We start from the raw sequence: 16,791 nt of genomic DNA, 5'->3' as shown, positions 1-16,791 counted from the left end.
GTTATTTACTCAATTTTTCCGGAACAGGATCGATGCCACCCTCGTGGAACGGATGGCATTTCAATAATCGTCGAAGCGTGAGGTAAGAGCCTTTGAAAGCACCATGAATCTGGATTGCCTCTAAGCCATAACTTGAACAGCTGGGATAAAAACGACATCTGGGTCCCAGCAAAGGACTTATGAAGTATTTGTAAACCTTGATCAGGGTTATGAGCAGGAATCGCATCGATCTACCAGTTTATGCCAATGCCTTTCCAATGACTTCCTCAATATGGGCGAGGCTGCATTTGCTGCATCGCCTCGTGCCAAAACAACAATATCAATGCTGACGATATGTTGACGCTGTAATCTAAAACTTTCCCTGACAGCCCTTTTTATGCGGTTCCGTGCGACTGCTTTTTTTATAGTTTTTTTTGCGATGGCCAAACCCAGCCGCGGATGCTGCAGGATATTGCTCGTCGCCAATACCGTAAAATATTTATCTGTGGACTTTACGGGATTGGTAAATACTTTTTTATACTCAGCGGGCGTCCCTAGCCGATACTGATCGGGAAAGCCGAAATCTTCCGCCGACAATTAAACCGTCAGCGAAGCGCGGCCTTTGGCTCTGCGCGCATTGATCACTTTGCGACCACCTACGGTAGCCATTCTGGCACGAAAGCCGTGAGTTCTTGCGCGTTTAATTTTGCTGGGTTGATAAGTTCTTTTCATGTGCTACTGCCTATGGTGATAAAAACGGATAAAAAAGGCTGCGAATCATACGTGACAGGCTTGCCAGTGTCAATTTGACTTGTAAATTTCCAAAACAGTGCAAAATGAACTACTCTCTGGAACACTACCGATGCATTCAGCATTATTGAAGGAGACTTGTTATGCATAAATTACCGTTTAAATCGATTTTAGCAACCAGCTTGTTAGTCGCAGGTTGCGCCACCACCACCGGCTGGACTCCCACCGTGGACACCTATAACGATCCCAATGCGTTCCGTTTGAATCAAGACATGCAGGAATGCGAACAGTTGGCTTCGCAGTCGGCCAGCACGGTTAAGGACACTGCGACCGGTGCAGCCGTCGGCGGCTTGATAGGCGCGGCGGGCGGCGCGGCAATTGGCGCGGTAGTCGGCAACCCTGGCACCGGCGCTGCCATTGGCGCCGCGGCCGGCGGTATTGGCGGCGGCGCTCAACAAGGCATACATTCCAACGACAGCTATAAAAATGCCTACCGCAACTGCCTCAGACAGCGCGGTCACAACGTCGTCAATTAATCCGCATTAACCCGTCGCTATTTTGGAGGCATTGGTTCCGTTTATCGGTGTTGCGATCATCATTGTACTGGTATTTGATTACACCAATGGTTTTCATGATGCCTCCAATATCATTGCCAGCGTCATCGCCTCCCGCGCGATGACGCCGGCTCAGGCGGTTATGCTGGTTGCAATCTTCGAATTCCTGGGGCCGCTACTCGGCGGAACTGCCGTCGCCAATACAGTAGGCACCTTGCTCGACCTTTCCTTTATCCCCAAAGCCGATGCGCTGTTAATCGTGGTGTCAGGCCTTTTTGCCGCGGTGTTCTGGAATTTGTTTACCTGGTGGCGCGGCCTCCCATCCTCCTCCTCGCACGCACTGGTAGGCGGCTTGATCGGCGCCACGCTAATCGGCATAGGCAGCGAACCCATCGCCTGGGGATTCAACGAATTAAGCGACGGCCGAATACATGGCTTCAGCAAAATTCTACTGGCTTTACTGCTCTCGCCCGTCTTGGGCTTTCTGGTAGGCTTTGTAATTCAGCGACTGACGATGTTCTTATTGCGGTCCGCATCGCCAAGCATTAATCGGCAGCTTCGTAACGTCCAGTGGCTAACCGCCGCCGCGCTGGCTTTTGCTCACGGCGCCAACGATGCGCAAAAAAGCATGGGCGTGTTGACCTTGATTTTGTTACTTAGCGGGGAAATCGACAGCTTTAAAGTACCAGGCTGGGTGATGTTGTTTTGCGCTTGCGCCATGACCGCCGGCGTGCTGACCGGCGGCTGGCGCATAGTGCGGACCTTAGGTTTTGCCATCTATAAAATCCGCCCGATCCACGCCCTAAATGCCCAACTGAGCGCATGCCTGACCATTTTCGGCAGCTCGCTGATGGGCGCACCGGTGTCCACGACGCATGTAGTGGCATCGTCGATCATGGGTATTGGCGCCTCTGATCGCCCAAGAGCGGTGCGCTGGGGAAAAGCCTTGGAAATTTTGCGAACCTGGCTGATCACCATCCCCGGCTCGGCAATCATCGCCTGCATCAGTTTTCTGATATTCGATTACCTTCTTAAATAGCCACTGCAATCTTCATGTCATCTCCCAAGCTTTCACTGGCCTCACGGCTGTTCCAGAGAATATTCCCCAAAACCGCAGACTTTTATCTGTTACTGCACCAACAGTGCCAGCAGGTCTGCGTCACCGTCGACAATCTGGTCCGCTTCATGGCCAGCGAATCGGTGGAAGCCGGCAAGATGCTGAAAGAAGACGAACACGAAGCCGACCGGATCCGCATTCACAACCTGCACGAACTAAACAGCTCGTTTGCCACGCCGATAGACCGCGAAGACATTTATCGCGCCATCGCCTCCATGGACAGCATCGTTACCTATTGCAAAAGCACTTATAACGAGATGGAAGCACTGGAACTGAACCCCGACAGCCATTCACAGGCGATGGTCATCGAGCTGCAAGTGGGCATCAAAGCGCTGGAGCGCGGCTTCGCAGTCTTGGGCAAACATCCTTCCGAGGCCGAACAACACGCCTTTGCCGCCCGCCATTCGGAACGCCGTATCGAGAAGATGTACCGCAAGGCCATCGCCGACTTATTCCAAGGGGAAGACTACTTAAACATGTTTAAACAACGCGAGCTTTACCGGCATCTGTCCAATGCCGCCGACAAGGTTCATGCCACCGCGAATGTACTGGAAGACATCATCGTCAAACTGGGCTGAATAGTGCGACAAGCCGTTTAAAATAGCCCCGTGCAGCCCGTTATTTTCAACGGGCGAATGCGTCCGGCATCGCCCCCAAAAGCCCTATCATCCATGCTACAATCTGCCCCGGTTTAAATCCTGTTACTCAAAGAGGTTCACTTCGTGGCAAACATCACCAGCCGAAAATCCGCAATGACTCTTTTTTCATCGCCAGCCTGCATAATGAGCCACTGCGCCAGGCTAGTTGTATACGAAAAAGGCGTGCCAGCGGAAGTTGAGTTTTTCGACCCGAATGACCCGCCCGAAGACCTGCTGGAACTGAACCCCAACGGTAATGCCCCGACTTTCGTGGAACGCGACTTGGTGCTGTACGACGCCCGCATCATCATGGAATATTTGGATGAACGCTTCCCTCACCCCGCCTTGCATCAAATGGACCCGGTCTCCCGCGCCAACGCCCGGATGCTGATCAAACGCATCGACCAGGAGTGGTATCCGCTGCTGGATGACGTACTGGTCAACGGTGACAAAAAGGCCGCCAAAGCTAAAAAACAGCTCCGGGAAAGTTTGATGGCTGCCGCGCCGGTATTTGAAGCCACACCGTATTTCATGAGCGAGGAGTACTCTCTGATCGATTGTGCGATGGCGCCGTTCTTGTGGCGACTACCGAGCATCGGCATTGATATTGCCGGCCTAGGCAAAGGCATCACTGCCTACGCCAACCGACTTTTCTCGAGACGGGCTTTTCAAGAAAGCCTGAGCCGCGAAGAAAAAGACATGATGCAAGCCCCAAGCAAATGACCCCACTTAAACCCTATCTGATTCGCGCCATCTACGAATGGATCGTCGACAACAGCCTGACCCCCCATCTGTTGGTCAATGCCGACTATCCCGGCGTAACGCTGCCAGGCGACTTCGTGGAAGACGGCCGAATCGTGCTGAACATGCGCCCGGAAGCCATTCAAGGTTTGGTGCTGGGCAATGAAGAAATCCAATTCAACGCCCGTTTTTCCGGCAAACCCATGCGCATTATCGCGCCGTGCAAAGCGGTGTTGGCCATCTATGCCAAGGAAAACGGCAAGGGTATGATTTTCGACCCGGAAGAGAATGAGGACGAAACCCCACCGACACCGACAGAACCCAAACCTCCGCAAAAACCACAATTAAGAGTGGTTAAATAGCAAACGTATGCCGAAAGGAATGCCTCGGTACCGAGGCATTCTTCAGCCAGCCTAAGCAAACCTGTAAAAAAGCCTCCTCCAGTTACCGACAATTGGCACCGAAACCCAGCCAAACACCTGTACACCTTAAAGACACCGACTAAACTGTGCGATAGAATGCCGAGTCATTTCAATCCGGGGGATAAACGATGTCGCACGATACTGCCAAGGTCTATAGCGAGACCGAAATCGCCGAGCGTTTAACACAGGAACTGCCGCACTGGTATTACGAAAACGGCTGGATCCGCCGCAAAATAAAGACCAGCGGCTGGAAAGCGACTTTAATGGTTGTCAATACAGTCGGCCACTTGGCCGAAAAAGCCTGGCACCACCCGGATTTAACTGTTTCCTATGCGTTTGTGATCGTCAAACTGGTCACGCATTCGGCAAAAGGCATCACGGATAAAGATTTTCTGCTGGCCAAAAAAATTGAAGAAGTGTTGTTGTGGGATGCAGCGGAAACCTCCGCCGGCATCTTTGAAGGCACACCCGACGATCCACGATTCAAATATATTAAAAAAGATTGAGGACTTTTCTATGACTGAAATTACCGAGGTACCCAGCCCTTTTTGCGGCATTGGTACCGACGACCTGAGCATACGGGTGAACGGCACAACCTTGAAAGTGACCGCAAACGGTTGCTCAGTCAATACACCGGCATTCGAACAGGCCATAGCGGACACCTCGCCGCGCATTGCCGGGGAGGCAGCGAGCTTGGAAGCGGCGGCCAGCAAAGCTGCGGAATTACTACGAGACACTAATCAACCTGTGATTGGCGGCTGCGCGACCGACGTTAACGGCATGCGCGCCCTGCTGGCTTTAGCCGACAAGAGCGGCGCGGTGGTCGATAACCTCAATTTTAGTAACGCCCGCCGCAATTTGCTGGCTTTGCAGGACTCCGGCTGGATGAATACCACGTTAGCCGAACTGAAAAACCGTTGCGATTTATTGCTGGTGGTCGGCACCGATCTGGAGGCCTTTGCCCCGCGTTTTTTCGAGAAATATCTGTGGAACGAAGAATCGATGTTCCTCGACAGCACTGCCAACCGCGAAATTATTTATCTGGGTAAAGCACCGTCTGGAAACGCCTCAACGTCTCCTACCGGCCAAAAAGCCAGCGTACTAACTTGTGCTGACGCCGACTTGCCGGATGTGACCGCCGCATTGTCAGCCCTGGTTAAAGGCCGCATAGTACACGCACAAAGCGTCGCCGGCATTGCCATTAGCGATTTGCAATCCATCGCGGACAAACTGAAAGCCGCCCATTACGGCGTAGTGCTGTGGGGCGCAGCGGCATTGGCATTTGATCAAGCAGAGCTGACCGTACAAACCCTATGTAATATCGTCAAAGACCTTAACCAGTTAGGCACACGCTGCTCCGGTTTCCCATTGGGCGGCAAGGAAGGCGACCAAACCGCTAACCAAGTCTGCGGCTGGACTACCGGTTACCCGGCGCGCGTCAATTTTGCCCGTGGCTATCCCGAGTACGACCCTTATCTGTACGACACCCAAGCGCTGCTAAATAACGGCGAGGCCGATGCCTTGGTGTGGGTTCAGACCTTTAACAGCAGCGCACTGCCGCCGAAAACCGACTTACCGACCATCGTCATCGGCCGCTCAGGCATGAAGTTCGAGAATGAGCCGGATGTGTTCATTCCGGTCGGCACGCCCGGCATCGACCATGCCGGACACGCTTATCGCCTGGACAACGTGGTGGCGATCCGCCTGAAAAAATTGCGCGACTCCGGCCTACCCAGCACCGCCGAAGTCCTGACCGCTATCGAACAAGCACTTTAGGATCAAACACATGCTGATAAAACTTACAGGTGGAACCGTTTACGATCCGGCCAGCGGCATCGACGGGCAACAGCAAGACATTTACGTACAGGATGGCCGCATTATCGATGCGCCAAAAGACGACAGACCGGTCGATCAAGAATACGATCTGCGCGGCAAGGTAGTCATGTCCGGCGCCATCGACATGCACACGCATATCGGCGGCGGCAAAGGCAATATCGCCCGCACCCTGCTGCCTGAAGACCATCGCCAGGACCCGGTGCACCGCACACCAATTACTCGCTCCGGCAACGGCCACGCGATGCCCAGCACCTATGTCGCCGGCTATCGTTACGCGGAAATGGGCTATACCGCCTGCTTCGAACCGGCGGTATTGCCGATCAACGCCCGCCAAGCACACATGGAAATGGGCGACACGCCGATAGTCGACAAGGGCGGTTACGTGATGCTGGGCAGCGATGACTTTTTGCTGCGCATGATGACCGCCAACAAAGATCAAAAAGCCATCAATGATTACGTAGCTTGGACACTGAACGCCGCCAAGGGTATCGGCATTAAAGTGGTGAATGCCGGCGGCATCAGCGCGTTTAAATTTAACCAGCGCAAACTGGATTTGGACGAGCAAAACAGCCATTACGCTGTGACGCCAAGACAAATCCTGCAAACCCTAGCCAGAGCCGTGCAAGAGTTGGGCATCACGCATCCGCTACATGTGCATGGTTGCAACCTGGGCGTCCCCGGCAATCTGGAAACAACCCTAAACACTATCGAAGGCATCGACGGCTTGCCGATGCACTTGACGCATATTCAGTTTCATAGCTACGGTAAAGAAGGCGATTTCAAATTCTCCTCCGGTGCCGCGCAGATCGCCGAGGCAATCAATAGCAATCCGAACATCACCGCCGACGTCGGCCAAATCCTGTTCGGCCAGACCGTCACCGCCTCCGGCGACAACATGCGCCAACATGCCAACCATCGCTTCGCCAGCCCCAATAAATGGGTATGCATGGACATCGAATGCGATGCCGGCTGCGGCGTGGTGCCGTTTAAATACAAAGATCAAAACTTCGTCAATGCCTTGCAGTGGGCCATCGGTTTAGAAATATTCCTGTTGGTCGAAGATCCTTGGCGAATATTCCTGACCACCGACCACCCCAACGGCGCGCCGTTCACCAGCTATCCGCATTTGATCCGCTTGCTGATGGACCGCAGCTTCCGTAACGACATGCTGGCCACCATCCATCCGGAAGCGCAAAAGATGACTACGCTGGCCTCGATTGAACGCGAATATACATTGAATGAAATCGCCATCATGACCCGTGCCGGCGCGGCCCGCATCATCGGTTTGAAAGACCGCGGCGCCTTGAGTGCCGGCAACTTCGCAGACATCACCGTTTACACCGAAAACTCGGACCGTCAGACCATGTTCACCAAACCTGACTTTGTGTTCAAAGACGGTGAACTGGTAGTCAAAGACGGCGAAGTCGTGAAAGTCACCTGGGGCACCACCCACATCGTCAAACCGGACTACGATCTATCCATCGAAAAAGACCTCAAACCTTATTTCGACAAATACCTGACCATGAAACTCGGCAACTTTAAAATCAGCGACGACGAAATTAGCGAAGACGGACGCGGTAGCTTGACGGCGCATCCATTGCGAGGTGCAGCATGATTATTAACGGCGTAACCATAGACAAAACCTTTGCAGAGGCCTTCCCGATGAAGGCAACGCGGGCCATCATCACCGCGCAGAACGAAAAATGGGCGATGATTTCCGCGCAAGCGATGACCGGTTTTGCCACATCGGTGATCGCTTGCGGTTGCGAGGCTGGGATCGAACGGGTGTTGAGCCCGAACGAAACGCCGGACGGACGGCCCGGCATCGCCATCATGATTTATGCGATGGGCGGCAAAGGTTTGGCCAAGCAATTGGAAACCCGTGCCGGCCAATGCGTATTGACCTCGCCGACCTCAGCACTATTTGCAGGCATCGAAGGCGGCAAGCCAATTCCCTTGGGTAAGAACCTGCGCTACTTCGGCGACGGCTTTCAAATCGCCAAGAAAATCGGCGGCAAGCGTTATTGGCGAGTGCCTGTGATGGATGGTGAATTCTTGACTGAAGCCACGACCGGTATGGTAGACGCGGTTGGCGGCGGCAACTTTCTGGTACTGGCGGAATCGCAACCGCAAGCCCTAGCGGCCTGCGAGGCGGCGATTGAAGAAATGCGCAAAATTCCCAATGTGATTATGCCCTTCCCTGGCGGCGTGGTACGTTCCGGATCGAAAGTCGGATCGAAATACGCCTCGTTAGGCGCATCTACCAACGATGCCTTTTGCCCCACGTTAAAAGGCGTGACCAAAACCGATTTGTCGCCGGAAATCGAATCGGTGATGGAAATCGTCATTGACGGCTTGAGCAAGGAAGACATCGATAAAGCCATGCGCGTTGGTATTCAAGCGGTTTGCGATTTGGGCGCCGCCAATGGCATCAAGCGTATCAGCGCCGGCAACTATGGCGGCAAGTTGGGCCCGTTCCACTTTCATTTGCAGGAGATCATGGCATGAGCGCGCTAACCTTTACCCTGAAACAGCCAACCGACCAGCGCATCGACATGTCTCCGCTGGTCTGTCAAAAACTGCAAGGTTTGGATGTGGATGCGATTGCCGCTATCGAACTTCAAAACGGCAAGCGGCGGATGCGAGTTGATGAATTGTTTTATATAACCGGCATGAACACCCAGGAAATCATCATTGCCTACAGTGACGGCAAGTTGGACTTTATCGGTAAAGAACTGGACGGCGGCAGCATCAGTGTGCAAGGCGATGCCGGTGCTTATCTGGGCATGCAAATGAAATCGGGCACTATCAACGTTAGTGGCGATGCGGGCTTGTACGCCGCTTGTGAAATGAAAAACGGCTTTCTGCAAATCGAAGGCGATGCCGGAGATTTTCTGGGCGGCGCCCTACCCGGCAACAAACAAGGTATGAAAGGCGGCACGGTGCTGGTGAAAGGCAATGTCGGCCAGCGCGCCGGCGACCACATGCGGCGCGGCCAGATTCTGATCGAAGGCAATGTCGGCGATTATTGCGGCTCGCGCATGCTAGCAGGCACTATTGCCGTGATGGGTAACACCGGCCGCTATCTGGGCTATGCGATGCGGCGCGGCACTTTGTTGCTGTGGAATCAGCCGCAATTATCAGCGACTTTCAACGACTGTGGCTCACATACCCTGGCCTTCCTGCCCATACTGTTCGCATCGTTCAAATCCTTCAACTCCCGGTTTGCCGACAGTGGTGCGGCGTTTAACCGCGTGCAGCGTTACGGCGGCGACATGGCGGAAACCGGACGCGGCGAAGTGCTGATCCGAATCTAACCCATTGCCGCGCAAACCGATTACGGTTTGCGCGGCGCATCTCAAGTGAAGCCGATACTCACCACCACAAATCATAACCGCAACGTTGCCGGTCTGAAATATGTGTATCCGGTCATCTCTCGTCGTGCGGGCGGTTTGTCGATTGGGGTAAATTTCAACCCAAATAGTGCCTGCAACTGGCGCTGCATTTATTGCCAAGTACCGGAGTTACAGCGCGGCAACGCACCGGAAATGGATTTTGCATTGCTGGAGCAGGAACTGCGTTTCTTTCTGGAATACGTGCAGCACGGTGATTTTTTCGAGCAATTTAACGTAGAAATCAACCAGCGTGTTATCAAGGATATCGCCATTTCCGGCAACGGCGAGCCGACCAGCCTGATGGATTTCGATAAAGCCGTACATCTGATCGGCGAGATTGCCACAGAATCAGGCGTATTTCCTGCCAGCAAATTCGTCTTGATCAGTAATGGCAGCTTAATACACCAATCAACAGTGCAAGCAGGCTTGGCGGAATTGGGCAGGTATCACGGCGAACTCTGGTTCAAGCTGGACAGTGCGACCGAACAGGGCCGTAAACTGATCAACAACACCGGTCAGAGTCAGCACAAATTATTAGAACACCTAAAGATTGCCACCAGCCTTTGCCCAACCAAACTACAAACCTGCATGCTGCGTTATCGGCAAGCGTGGTCTGACAGTGAAAAACTAGCCTATTTAGCGCTTTTGCAGGAATTACGAGCTAGCAAGATTAAACTGCAAGAAATTATGCTTTACAGCGTGGCCAGACAATCGTTCCAAGCGGAAGCAAACGAGCTAGAAAGAATGGATATTGAAGAGATGAATGCGTTTGCCGCTGACATCAAAGCGCTGGGCTATGATGTCAGCGTTAGCCATTAGGCCATAACATCGAGAAGAGATCCGAGCATTTTTTCATGAGTCTTGATCATTTTGGCACCAGCTGAGGTTTCCAACTCTGCTTCTTTCAAGCTCAACACCGGCTTAAATAAGTCAGCTGAACCGACATCTTTTGAACCACCGACTTCCTGAGCTTGCACCGGCAAATTCGCAATCGTTTGCGCGGCGGTACTGGCTTTTTGCTGAGCATTGCTGATCAGAGTGGTTGCGCTATTCAGTACATTGCTAATCATGGTACACCTCCTGCAAATCGAGTTTGCATCATACCGCTCCGGTTATCGGCTTGCCAAGCGCAGAGCTTTAACTTCTCAACACCGTTTTGCCTAGCCAGTCACACTTACTTAACTATTTGTCTTTCTTAACTATTTTTACGTAGAGATCTTTCAAAAACGGCAGACCTTGGCTCTGGAATTTCGACCAGACATAAACACCGGCTTGCTTCAGTAACTCAGCTAATTTTTTAGCCGCAGCTTCTCCGCCAATCTGCTTAAATTTAGCTTCGACTATCGTACTCCACTGTGGTCTGGGCTGACCTTCGGCATCCAGAAACACCCTATCAAACAACCACATTTCCGCGACCGACACCGTCCACATAAACGCAAACGACACCGCCATGCCACCACCCGCCACGATCACCAGCCAGGCGAAGATCGGATCCAGCTTCGTCAACCACCACGACAATATATCCACCAGTAAAAACACATACGGCATACCGATCGCGATACATTTGTACTTGATGGTACTGGTTTCCGAAAAGCTGAAAATCAAGCCGACAAACATGAAGATAAAACTGATGCCGAACAAGTGAATATGCGAAACCCGCGTCAGCGAACTAAACGTAGCGCCTTCGTCTTCCTTGGTGTATTCCTTCAATACTTTGAAGTCACTTAAGTTGGGGATGGATGCATCCTTGTTATGGCACATCACGCAACGATTCTCGATGATTTTATCGACTCCGCGATCAACAAAGTCATCCTGATCAGCACCATCGCGCACCCATTGTATGATGGCGAAACGCTCCTGCTCGGAGGCGTTTTCTTTCATTGCCCCGTTTAATTGAGTTTCCAGCATCGTTCCCGAGCGGTTGCCGTAATAACTGTAGACAATATCGTCTATCGACAGGCCAAACTTGCCGTCAGCCATACCGTGAGTAAACAGAATTTGGATCAAGGCCATCAGATAGCCGACCGCCACGGTAGTCAAATAGCCGGTAAACAGCACTTTGACAGGGGTATCCATTTGTTTTAAAGAAGAAAATTCGCGTGCCATGGTCAGTTACGCCGAAAAGGAAGGGATGGCCGCATTATAGCTTGGTTATATTACCGTTAACCGAAAATTCCATATTGTTGCGGGCATAAAAAAGGCCCTTGCAAGCAAGAGCCTTTTTACCCGTAACCGTTAACGCTTATCTGGGCAGGACATTCGCGGCAGTCAAACCTTTAGGACCGGATTCGATATCGAATTGAACCGATTGGCCTGGAGACAAGGTCTTAAAACCTTCGCCCTTAATAACAGAATGATGTACAAAAACATCTTCCTTGCCTTCGGAAGGCTCGATAAATCCAAACCCTTTGGTGTTGTTGAACCACTTTACAGTGCCTGTTGCCATTTCTAAAACTCCTACAAAATAAAACTAATGGTTACGCAGACCGACAATATTGACAACCGGACCTGCTGACTAGCAATGGCCATAATCCCTCAACATCTGTTATCTGAGCGGCGACATTGTACTTTGAAACATTTATCAAGGCTACCAACGATGTCCATCTCAACCCGCCAATCAATAGCCATAATTTCACCCAAAAAATAGTGGAATTATCCGCTAGTCCTCGCTTGAAAAGCGCTACGTAGCGCCCCATCTCTGCGGCAACACAATTTATATCCCAAATGAGGTACGCAGCATGCGAATGGATAAATTAACCAGTAAATTTCAACAAGCGCTCAGCGACGCGCAAAGCATGGCCTTGGGCAAAGATCACCAATTTATAGAGCCCGTGCATGTGATGTTGGCGCTGATCGACCAGGAAGGCGGCAGCATCAAGCCATTGCTGATGCAGGTCGGCATTCAGGTCAACGCGTTGCGTAACGAGCTAAGCAAGGAAATCGACCGCCTGGCCAGCGTCTCCGGGTCCGGCGGCGACGTGCAAATCTCCAACGAGCTGTCGCGGATGTTGAACCTGACCGACAAACTGGCGCAGAAGCGTAAGGATGCGTTCATTTCCAGCGAATTATTTTTGCTGGCAGCCCTGGAAGCCAGCAGTTCCCTGCAAAAAATTCTGAAACAGGCCGGCGTCACCGCATCCGCTGTGGAAAAAGCCATAGAAAACATGCGCGGCGGCCAAAACGTCAATGACGCCAATGCCGAAGACCAACGCCAGGCTCTGAAAAAATACACCATCAACCTGACCGAACGCGCCGAGCAAGGCAAACTCGATCCAGTGATTGGCCGCGACGACGAAATCCGCCGCACCATCCAGGTCTTGCAACGCCGCACCAAAAATAATCCAGTGCTGATCGGCGAACCCGGCGTCGGTAAGACCGCCATCGTCGAAGGCCTAGCGCAACGTATCGTCAACGGCGAAGTGCCGGAAGGTATCAAGGGCAAGCAGTTGCTGTCGCTGGATATGGCCGCACTGATCGCCGGCGCCAAGTTTCGCGGCGAATTCGAGGAGCGCTTGAAAGCGGTGCTGAACGACGTTGCCAAACAGGAAGGCCAAATCATCTTGTTCATCGACGAATTGCATACCATGGTCGGTGCCGGCAAGGCAGAAGGCGCGATGGACGCCGGCAACATGCTGAAGCCAGCTCTGGCCCGCGGCGAACTGCATTGCGTCGGCGCCACCACGCTGGACGAATACCGGCAATACATCGAAAAAGACGCCGCTTTGGAACGGCGTTTTCAAAAAGTACTGGTCGACGAGCCCAGCGTCGAAGACACCATCGCCATCTTGCGCGGTTTGAAAGAACGTTACGAAATTCATCACCGCGTCGAAATCACCGATCCGGCCATTGTCTCCGCTGCGGTGCTGTCGCACCGTTACATTTCCGACCGGCAGTTACCGGACAAAGCCATAGACTTGATTGATGAAGCCGCCAGTCGAATCCGCATGGAAATGGATTCCAAGCCCGAGGCCATGGATAAACTCAGCCGCCGGTTGATACAGCTGAAAATCGAGCGCGAGGCCATGAAAAACGAAACCGACGCGGCTTCGAAAAAGCGTCTGGAAATCTTGCAAGTGGAAATCGCCGATCTGGAGAAAGAATACTCAGACCTGGACGAAATCTGGAAGGCCGAAAAAGCCGCGCTGCAAGGCACCGCCAGCATAAAAGAAAATCTGGAGCGCGCCCGCCTGGAATTGGAAGCGGCCCGCCGCAGCCAAGATTATGCACGCATGTCGGAACTGCAATACGGCGAAATTCCTAAGCTGGAAAAAGAGCTGGATCTGGCATCGCAGGCGGAAATGCAAGAAACCACCTTGTTGCGCAGCAGGGTGACCGAAGAAGAAATCGCTGAAGTGGTCTCGAAATGGACCGGCATTCCAGTTTCGAAAATGATGGAAGGCGAGCGCGAAAAACTCCTGCGCATGGAAGAAGAACTGGGTAAACGGGTGATCGGCCAAACCGAAGCCTTAAAAGCCGTCAGCAACGCCATCCGCCGTTCGCGGGCCGGCCTGTCCGATCCGAACCGGCCCAACGGCTCGTTCCTGTTTTTAGGTCCGACCGGTGTCGGTAAAACCGAGTTATGCAAGGCTCTAGCTGAGTTCATGTTTGACACCGAAGAAGCCATGGTCCGCATCGATATGTCGGAGTTCATGGAGAAACATTCGGTGGCCCGCTTGATCGGCGCACCGCCCGGTTATGTTGGCTATGAAGAAGGTGGCTATCTAACAGAAGCGGTGCGTAGGAAACCCTACTCGGTGATCCTGCTCGACGAAATCGAGAAAGCCCACAACGATGTGTTTAACGTATTGCTGCAAGTATTGGACGATGGCCGCTTGACTGATGGCCAGGGCCGGACTGTGGACTTTAAAAACACGGTGGTAGTCATGACGTCGAACTTGGGCTCCAGCGTGATCCAGGAACTGGCGGGCGAGAGTAATTACATCGAGATGAAGGATGCGGTAATGGACATCGTCGGCCAGCATTTCCGGCCGGAATTCATCAACCGGGTAGACGAAGCCGTGGTGTTCCATCCGCTAGGCCAAGGTCAAATCCGCGCGATCTGCAAAATTCAGATCGAGCTGCTACACCAACGTTTACAAGAAAAAGACATGGGTATGGAAGTCAGCGAAACGGCGCTGGATTTACTTGGTGAGGCCGGCTTTGACCCGGTCTATGGTGCGCGGCCGTTGAAAAGAGCAATACAACGGCAACTGGAAAATCCGCTAGCGAATGAAATTTTGTCCGGACATTTCATTCCTGGGGATGTAATTAAAATCGATGTCGCCAACGACGGACTAACTTTTAGCAAATAAATGTAGTTCTGAGCGCCGGGTTAGACCAATGTCTAGCCCGGCTTCCGGCGACTACTCCTCCGCCCCAGCCTGAACCAAAATACTCTCAATTTCCTTATGCCCTCGTGTTTGGGCAAACTGCAACGCATTGGCTGTCGGCTTAGCGCCGTTGGCCAATAAAAGCTTGACCATTTCCAACTGCCCTCTACCGGCGGCCAATCCCAGCGCCGCTCCGCCTCCGGCATTCACATCCATGCCGGCGTCGAGAAACAGCTTTACGACCAACATGTCCCCAACACCGGCCGATGATGCGAATTGCGGCTCGGTATATTCGATGCCCATTTGTTGCAATTCTTTTCTGGCGGCTACGACATCCGCTGCAAACGCTACTTCGGTTTGAAACAGGCAGGACACCGCCAGAGTCAAAGCGACCAGGGCGCTAGCTCGGCGATTGCGGGGTAAGAGTCTATTGACCATTTTTGCCTCCGTGGAAAATAAACGGGAACACCCAGCGCATGTGGGGCTAAATCAAATTTTAATCACCCGCCCCTCGGCGGCCGATTGCAGCGCGGCAACAATGGTCCGGCAATTGTCGCGAGCGTCGTTGATCGACAATTGCGGATCCTTGCCGTTTAATACGCAATCGCTGAAATGCTCTATTTCCAGACGAAAATGATTGGCGACAGGCAAACGCTCTTCCGACTGCCGCCCGTCTTCCGTCCACCAGGAGATTACCGGCACATCCCCAGGTAACTGCCAAACCACGTGGCATTTGATTCCGCCTTGGGTACCGATAATTTCATATTCGCAGCGCCGGGCACGTTCGAAGCTGAAATCGAAATGCGCGAATTTTCCGTCGCCAAAATCCAGAATGCCGCTAGTCGTGATGTCGGCACCACTTTCCACATATTTGGATAAGGCAGTGACGGTACGTGGTGCTTGTTGAAAGAACATGCGTAACGAATGGATCGCATAGCAGCCAATATCCCACATCGCCCCGCCGCCGCGCGAGACGTCTTCGGCCAATCGATACATCCGCGCCGGACGCATCATGAACGAGTAGCTGGCGCGCACCGAGCGGATTTCGCCGATCAAACCGGACCGGATCAATTCCAAGACGCGGGCGTGCTGCGAATGGAAGCGATACATAAAACCTTCCATCACGGTCACCCGATAACGGCGCGCGGCGGTTTCGATTGCGTCAATGTCTTCTACCGTCAAAGCCATCGGCTTTTCGCACAGCACATGCTTACGGTGTTCAATGGCTCGCAAGGTCCATTCTGCGTGCTCATGATTGGCCATCGGCAAATAGATTGCCTGCACGTCTTCGTCATTCAGCAACGCATCCAGATTGTCGTAACTCGGTATTTCCGGATGGCAAGGGGCGTATTGAGCGAGTGTTTGTCCTGCGGCTCCGGGGCGGCGGCTGGCTATGCCTACCAGCTTTGCATTGGACGCTTCGACTATCGCCGGCAACAGGCGCTCGTTGATACGGGCAGCGCCGAGAATGCCCCAACGAAGTTTGGCTTGGTCTTGGTTATTCATGACAGTACCTTAGACTGATGAGCTGAGAGCTATCAGATTAGCAGCTTGTCTGCGCGCCGCAAGCTCTTCATCCCAAAAAGTTATGCGAGAATAGACAGTTTTCGACTAACGGCAAGACTAGAAATCACAGTACTTGGGCAGTGTAGAACTACCGCGCATAAAAAAGGCCCAAGCAACATCTGTTGCATAGGCCTTGTTGATCTATCGACCTGCTGTCGAGATCAAGCCATCGCGCGCAATCTGTCGTTAAGTCTGCTTTTGCTGCGAGCCGCTTTATTTTTGTGGATAAGGCCTTTGTTAACAGCCGAATCGATTACAGGAACAGCGGTTTTAAACGCGGCTTGAGCTTGCTCTTTATCGCCTGCTCTAACAGCGGCGATCACTTTTTTAACGAAAGTGCGTAAGTTGCTGCGCTGTCCGGCATTGCGAATACGGCTTTTCTCAGCCTGACGCGCTCTTTTTCTAGCTTGTGGTGAATTAGCCATAGTCTATCAGTTCTTTTGAGTTAATCTGGAACCGCGTA

At 52.6% G+C, this 16,791-nt stretch carries 21 protein-coding genes; 12 read left to right on the top strand and 9 right to left on the bottom strand.

What is annotated here, in order from left to right; translation table 11 throughout:
- Window position 1: 1 nt before the first annotated feature.
- The 3 genes from yidD to rpmH are packed head-to-tail and all read right to left on the bottom strand — an operon-like array spanning window position 2 to window position 711.
- Window positions 2–226, bottom strand: a complete 225-nt coding sequence (yidD, locus tag METH11B_RS28755) for a membrane protein insertion efficiency factor YidD (protein ID WP_081733834.1) — start codon at window positions 224–226, stop codon at window positions 2–4.
- Complete coding sequence (rnpA, locus tag METH11B_RS0118565; protein WP_026603309.1) at window positions 208–576, bottom strand: ribonuclease P protein component; 369 nt, start codon at window positions 574–576, stop codon at window positions 208–210. The genes yidD and rnpA overlap by 19 nt, the downstream gene beginning before the upstream one ends.
- Window positions 577–711 (bottom strand): 50S ribosomal protein L34, encoded by a 135-nt coding sequence (rpmH, locus tag METH11B_RS0118560; protein WP_020483365.1) that lies wholly within the window; start codon window positions 709–711, stop codon window positions 577–579.
- Window positions 712–872: 161 nt separating this feature from the next.
- Here rpmH and METH11B_RS0118555 point away from each other — a divergent pair, with 161 nt between their 5' ends.
- From METH11B_RS0118555 to METH11B_RS0118505, 11 genes are all read left to right on the top strand, one after another.
- Complete coding sequence (locus tag METH11B_RS0118555) at window positions 873–1,265, top strand: glycine zipper family protein (protein ID WP_020483366.1); 393 nt, start codon at window positions 873–875, stop codon at window positions 1,263–1,265.
- Window positions 1,266–1,296: 31 nt separating this feature from the next.
- Window positions 1,297–2,322, top strand: a complete 1,026-nt coding sequence (locus tag METH11B_RS0118550; RefSeq protein ID WP_026603308.1) for an inorganic phosphate transporter — start codon at window positions 1,297–1,299, stop codon at window positions 2,320–2,322.
- Window positions 2,323–2,336: 14 nt separating this feature from the next.
- The gene (locus METH11B_RS26980; protein ID WP_020483368.1) at window positions 2,337–2,978 is read left to right on the top strand and encodes a DUF47 domain-containing protein; all 642 of its coding nucleotides are present in this window, start codon (window positions 2,337–2,339) and stop codon (window positions 2,976–2,978) included.
- 174 nt (window positions 2,979–3,152) lie between these two features.
- Window positions 3,153–3,761, top strand: a complete 609-nt coding sequence (locus METH11B_RS0118540) for a glutathione S-transferase N-terminal domain-containing protein (protein WP_409521151.1) — start codon at window positions 3,153–3,155, stop codon at window positions 3,759–3,761.
- On the top strand, window positions 3,758–4,141 hold the full coding sequence (locus METH11B_RS0118535; protein ID WP_026603306.1) for a ClpXP protease specificity-enhancing factor: 384 nt from the start codon (window positions 3,758–3,760) through the stop codon (window positions 4,139–4,141). Before METH11B_RS0118540 ends, METH11B_RS0118535 begins: the two co-directional genes overlap by 4 nt.
- Before the next feature lie 188 nt (window positions 4,142–4,329).
- Window positions 4,330–4,707, top strand: coding sequence for a 4a-hydroxytetrahydrobiopterin dehydratase (locus tag METH11B_RS0118530; protein ID WP_020483371.1), 378 nt, complete (start codon window positions 4,330–4,332; stop codon window positions 4,705–4,707).
- A gap of 10 nt (window positions 4,708–4,717) precedes the next feature.
- Window positions 4,718–5,977: a formylmethanofuran dehydrogenase subunit B gene (locus METH11B_RS0118525; protein ID WP_026603305.1), complete on the top strand. Its 1,260-nt coding sequence runs from the start codon at window positions 4,718–4,720 to the stop codon at window positions 5,975–5,977.
- 10 nt (window positions 5,978–5,987) lie between these two features.
- A complete protein-coding gene (locus METH11B_RS0118520; protein ID WP_026603304.1) occupies window positions 5,988–7,652 on the top strand; it encodes a formylmethanofuran dehydrogenase subunit A in 1,665 nt (554 codons plus the stop codon).
- A complete protein-coding gene (gene fhcD / locus METH11B_RS0118515; protein ID WP_026603303.1) occupies window positions 7,649–8,545 on the top strand; it encodes a formylmethanofuran--tetrahydromethanopterin N-formyltransferase in 897 nt (298 codons plus the stop codon). Before METH11B_RS0118520 ends, fhcD begins: the two co-directional genes overlap by 4 nt.
- The gene (locus tag METH11B_RS0118510; RefSeq protein WP_020483375.1) at window positions 8,542–9,354 is read left to right on the top strand and encodes a formylmethanofuran dehydrogenase subunit C; all 813 of its coding nucleotides are present in this window, start codon (window positions 8,542–8,544) and stop codon (window positions 9,352–9,354) included. The genes fhcD and METH11B_RS0118510 overlap by 4 nt, the downstream gene beginning before the upstream one ends.
- Window positions 9,355–9,399: 45 nt before the next feature.
- Window positions 9,400–10,251: a radical SAM protein gene (locus METH11B_RS0118505; protein WP_026603302.1), complete on the top strand. Its 852-nt coding sequence runs from the start codon at window positions 9,400–9,402 to the stop codon at window positions 10,249–10,251.
- On the opposite strand, the gene METH11B_RS0118500 is transcribed toward METH11B_RS0118505, so the two are convergent.
- The 3 genes from METH11B_RS0118500 to METH11B_RS0118490 all read right to left on the bottom strand — a co-directional run bounded on the left by METH11B_RS0118500 (window position 10,248) and on the right by METH11B_RS0118490 (window position 11,878).
- Entirely contained in the window at window positions 10,248–10,502 is a 255-nt protein-coding gene (locus METH11B_RS0118500) for a hypothetical protein (protein ID WP_026603301.1), read from the bottom strand. The genes METH11B_RS0118505 and METH11B_RS0118500 overlap by 4 nt on opposite strands.
- 112 nt (window positions 10,503–10,614) lie before the next feature.
- Complete coding sequence (locus METH11B_RS0118495; RefSeq protein ID WP_026603300.1) at window positions 10,615–11,538, bottom strand: hypothetical protein; 924 nt, start codon at window positions 11,536–11,538, stop codon at window positions 10,615–10,617.
- A gap of 136 nt (window positions 11,539–11,674) precedes the next feature.
- Window positions 11,675–11,878, bottom strand: coding sequence for a cold-shock protein (locus METH11B_RS0118490; RefSeq protein ID WP_020483379.1), 204 nt, complete (start codon window positions 11,876–11,878; stop codon window positions 11,675–11,677).
- A gap of 292 nt (window positions 11,879–12,170) precedes the next feature.
- Here METH11B_RS0118490 and clpB point away from each other — a divergent pair, with 292 nt between their 5' ends.
- Window positions 12,171–14,744: an ATP-dependent chaperone ClpB gene (clpB, locus tag METH11B_RS0118485; protein WP_036276165.1), complete on the top strand. Its 2,574-nt coding sequence runs from the start codon at window positions 12,171–12,173 to the stop codon at window positions 14,742–14,744.
- A gap of 51 nt (window positions 14,745–14,795) precedes the next feature.
- Here the strand turns inward: clpB and METH11B_RS0118480 are convergent, their stop codons facing one another.
- From METH11B_RS0118480 to rpsT, 3 genes are all read right to left on the bottom strand, one after another.
- Window positions 14,796–15,200 (bottom strand): ankyrin repeat domain-containing protein, encoded by a 405-nt coding sequence (locus METH11B_RS0118480; protein ID WP_026603298.1) that lies wholly within the window; start codon window positions 15,198–15,200, stop codon window positions 14,796–14,798.
- Window positions 15,201–15,251: 51 nt separating this feature from the next.
- Window positions 15,252–16,268 (bottom strand): Gfo/Idh/MocA family protein, encoded by a 1,017-nt coding sequence (locus METH11B_RS0118475; protein WP_026603297.1) that lies wholly within the window; start codon window positions 16,266–16,268, stop codon window positions 15,252–15,254.
- A 221-nt stretch (window positions 16,269–16,489) separates the two neighbouring features.
- On the bottom strand, window positions 16,490–16,753 hold the full coding sequence (gene rpsT / locus METH11B_RS0118470; protein WP_020483383.1) for a 30S ribosomal protein S20: 264 nt from the start codon (window positions 16,751–16,753) through the stop codon (window positions 16,490–16,492).
- Window positions 16,754–16,791: the final 38 nt, after the last annotated feature.

This window comes from Methylomonas sp. 11b (assembly GCF_000515215.1).
GTDB lineage: Bacteria > Pseudomonadota > Gammaproteobacteria > Methylococcales > Methylomonadaceae > Methylomonas.
Note: the sequence above shows the minus strand (reverse complement) of the source record. Positions and strands in the feature narration are given on the sequence as shown.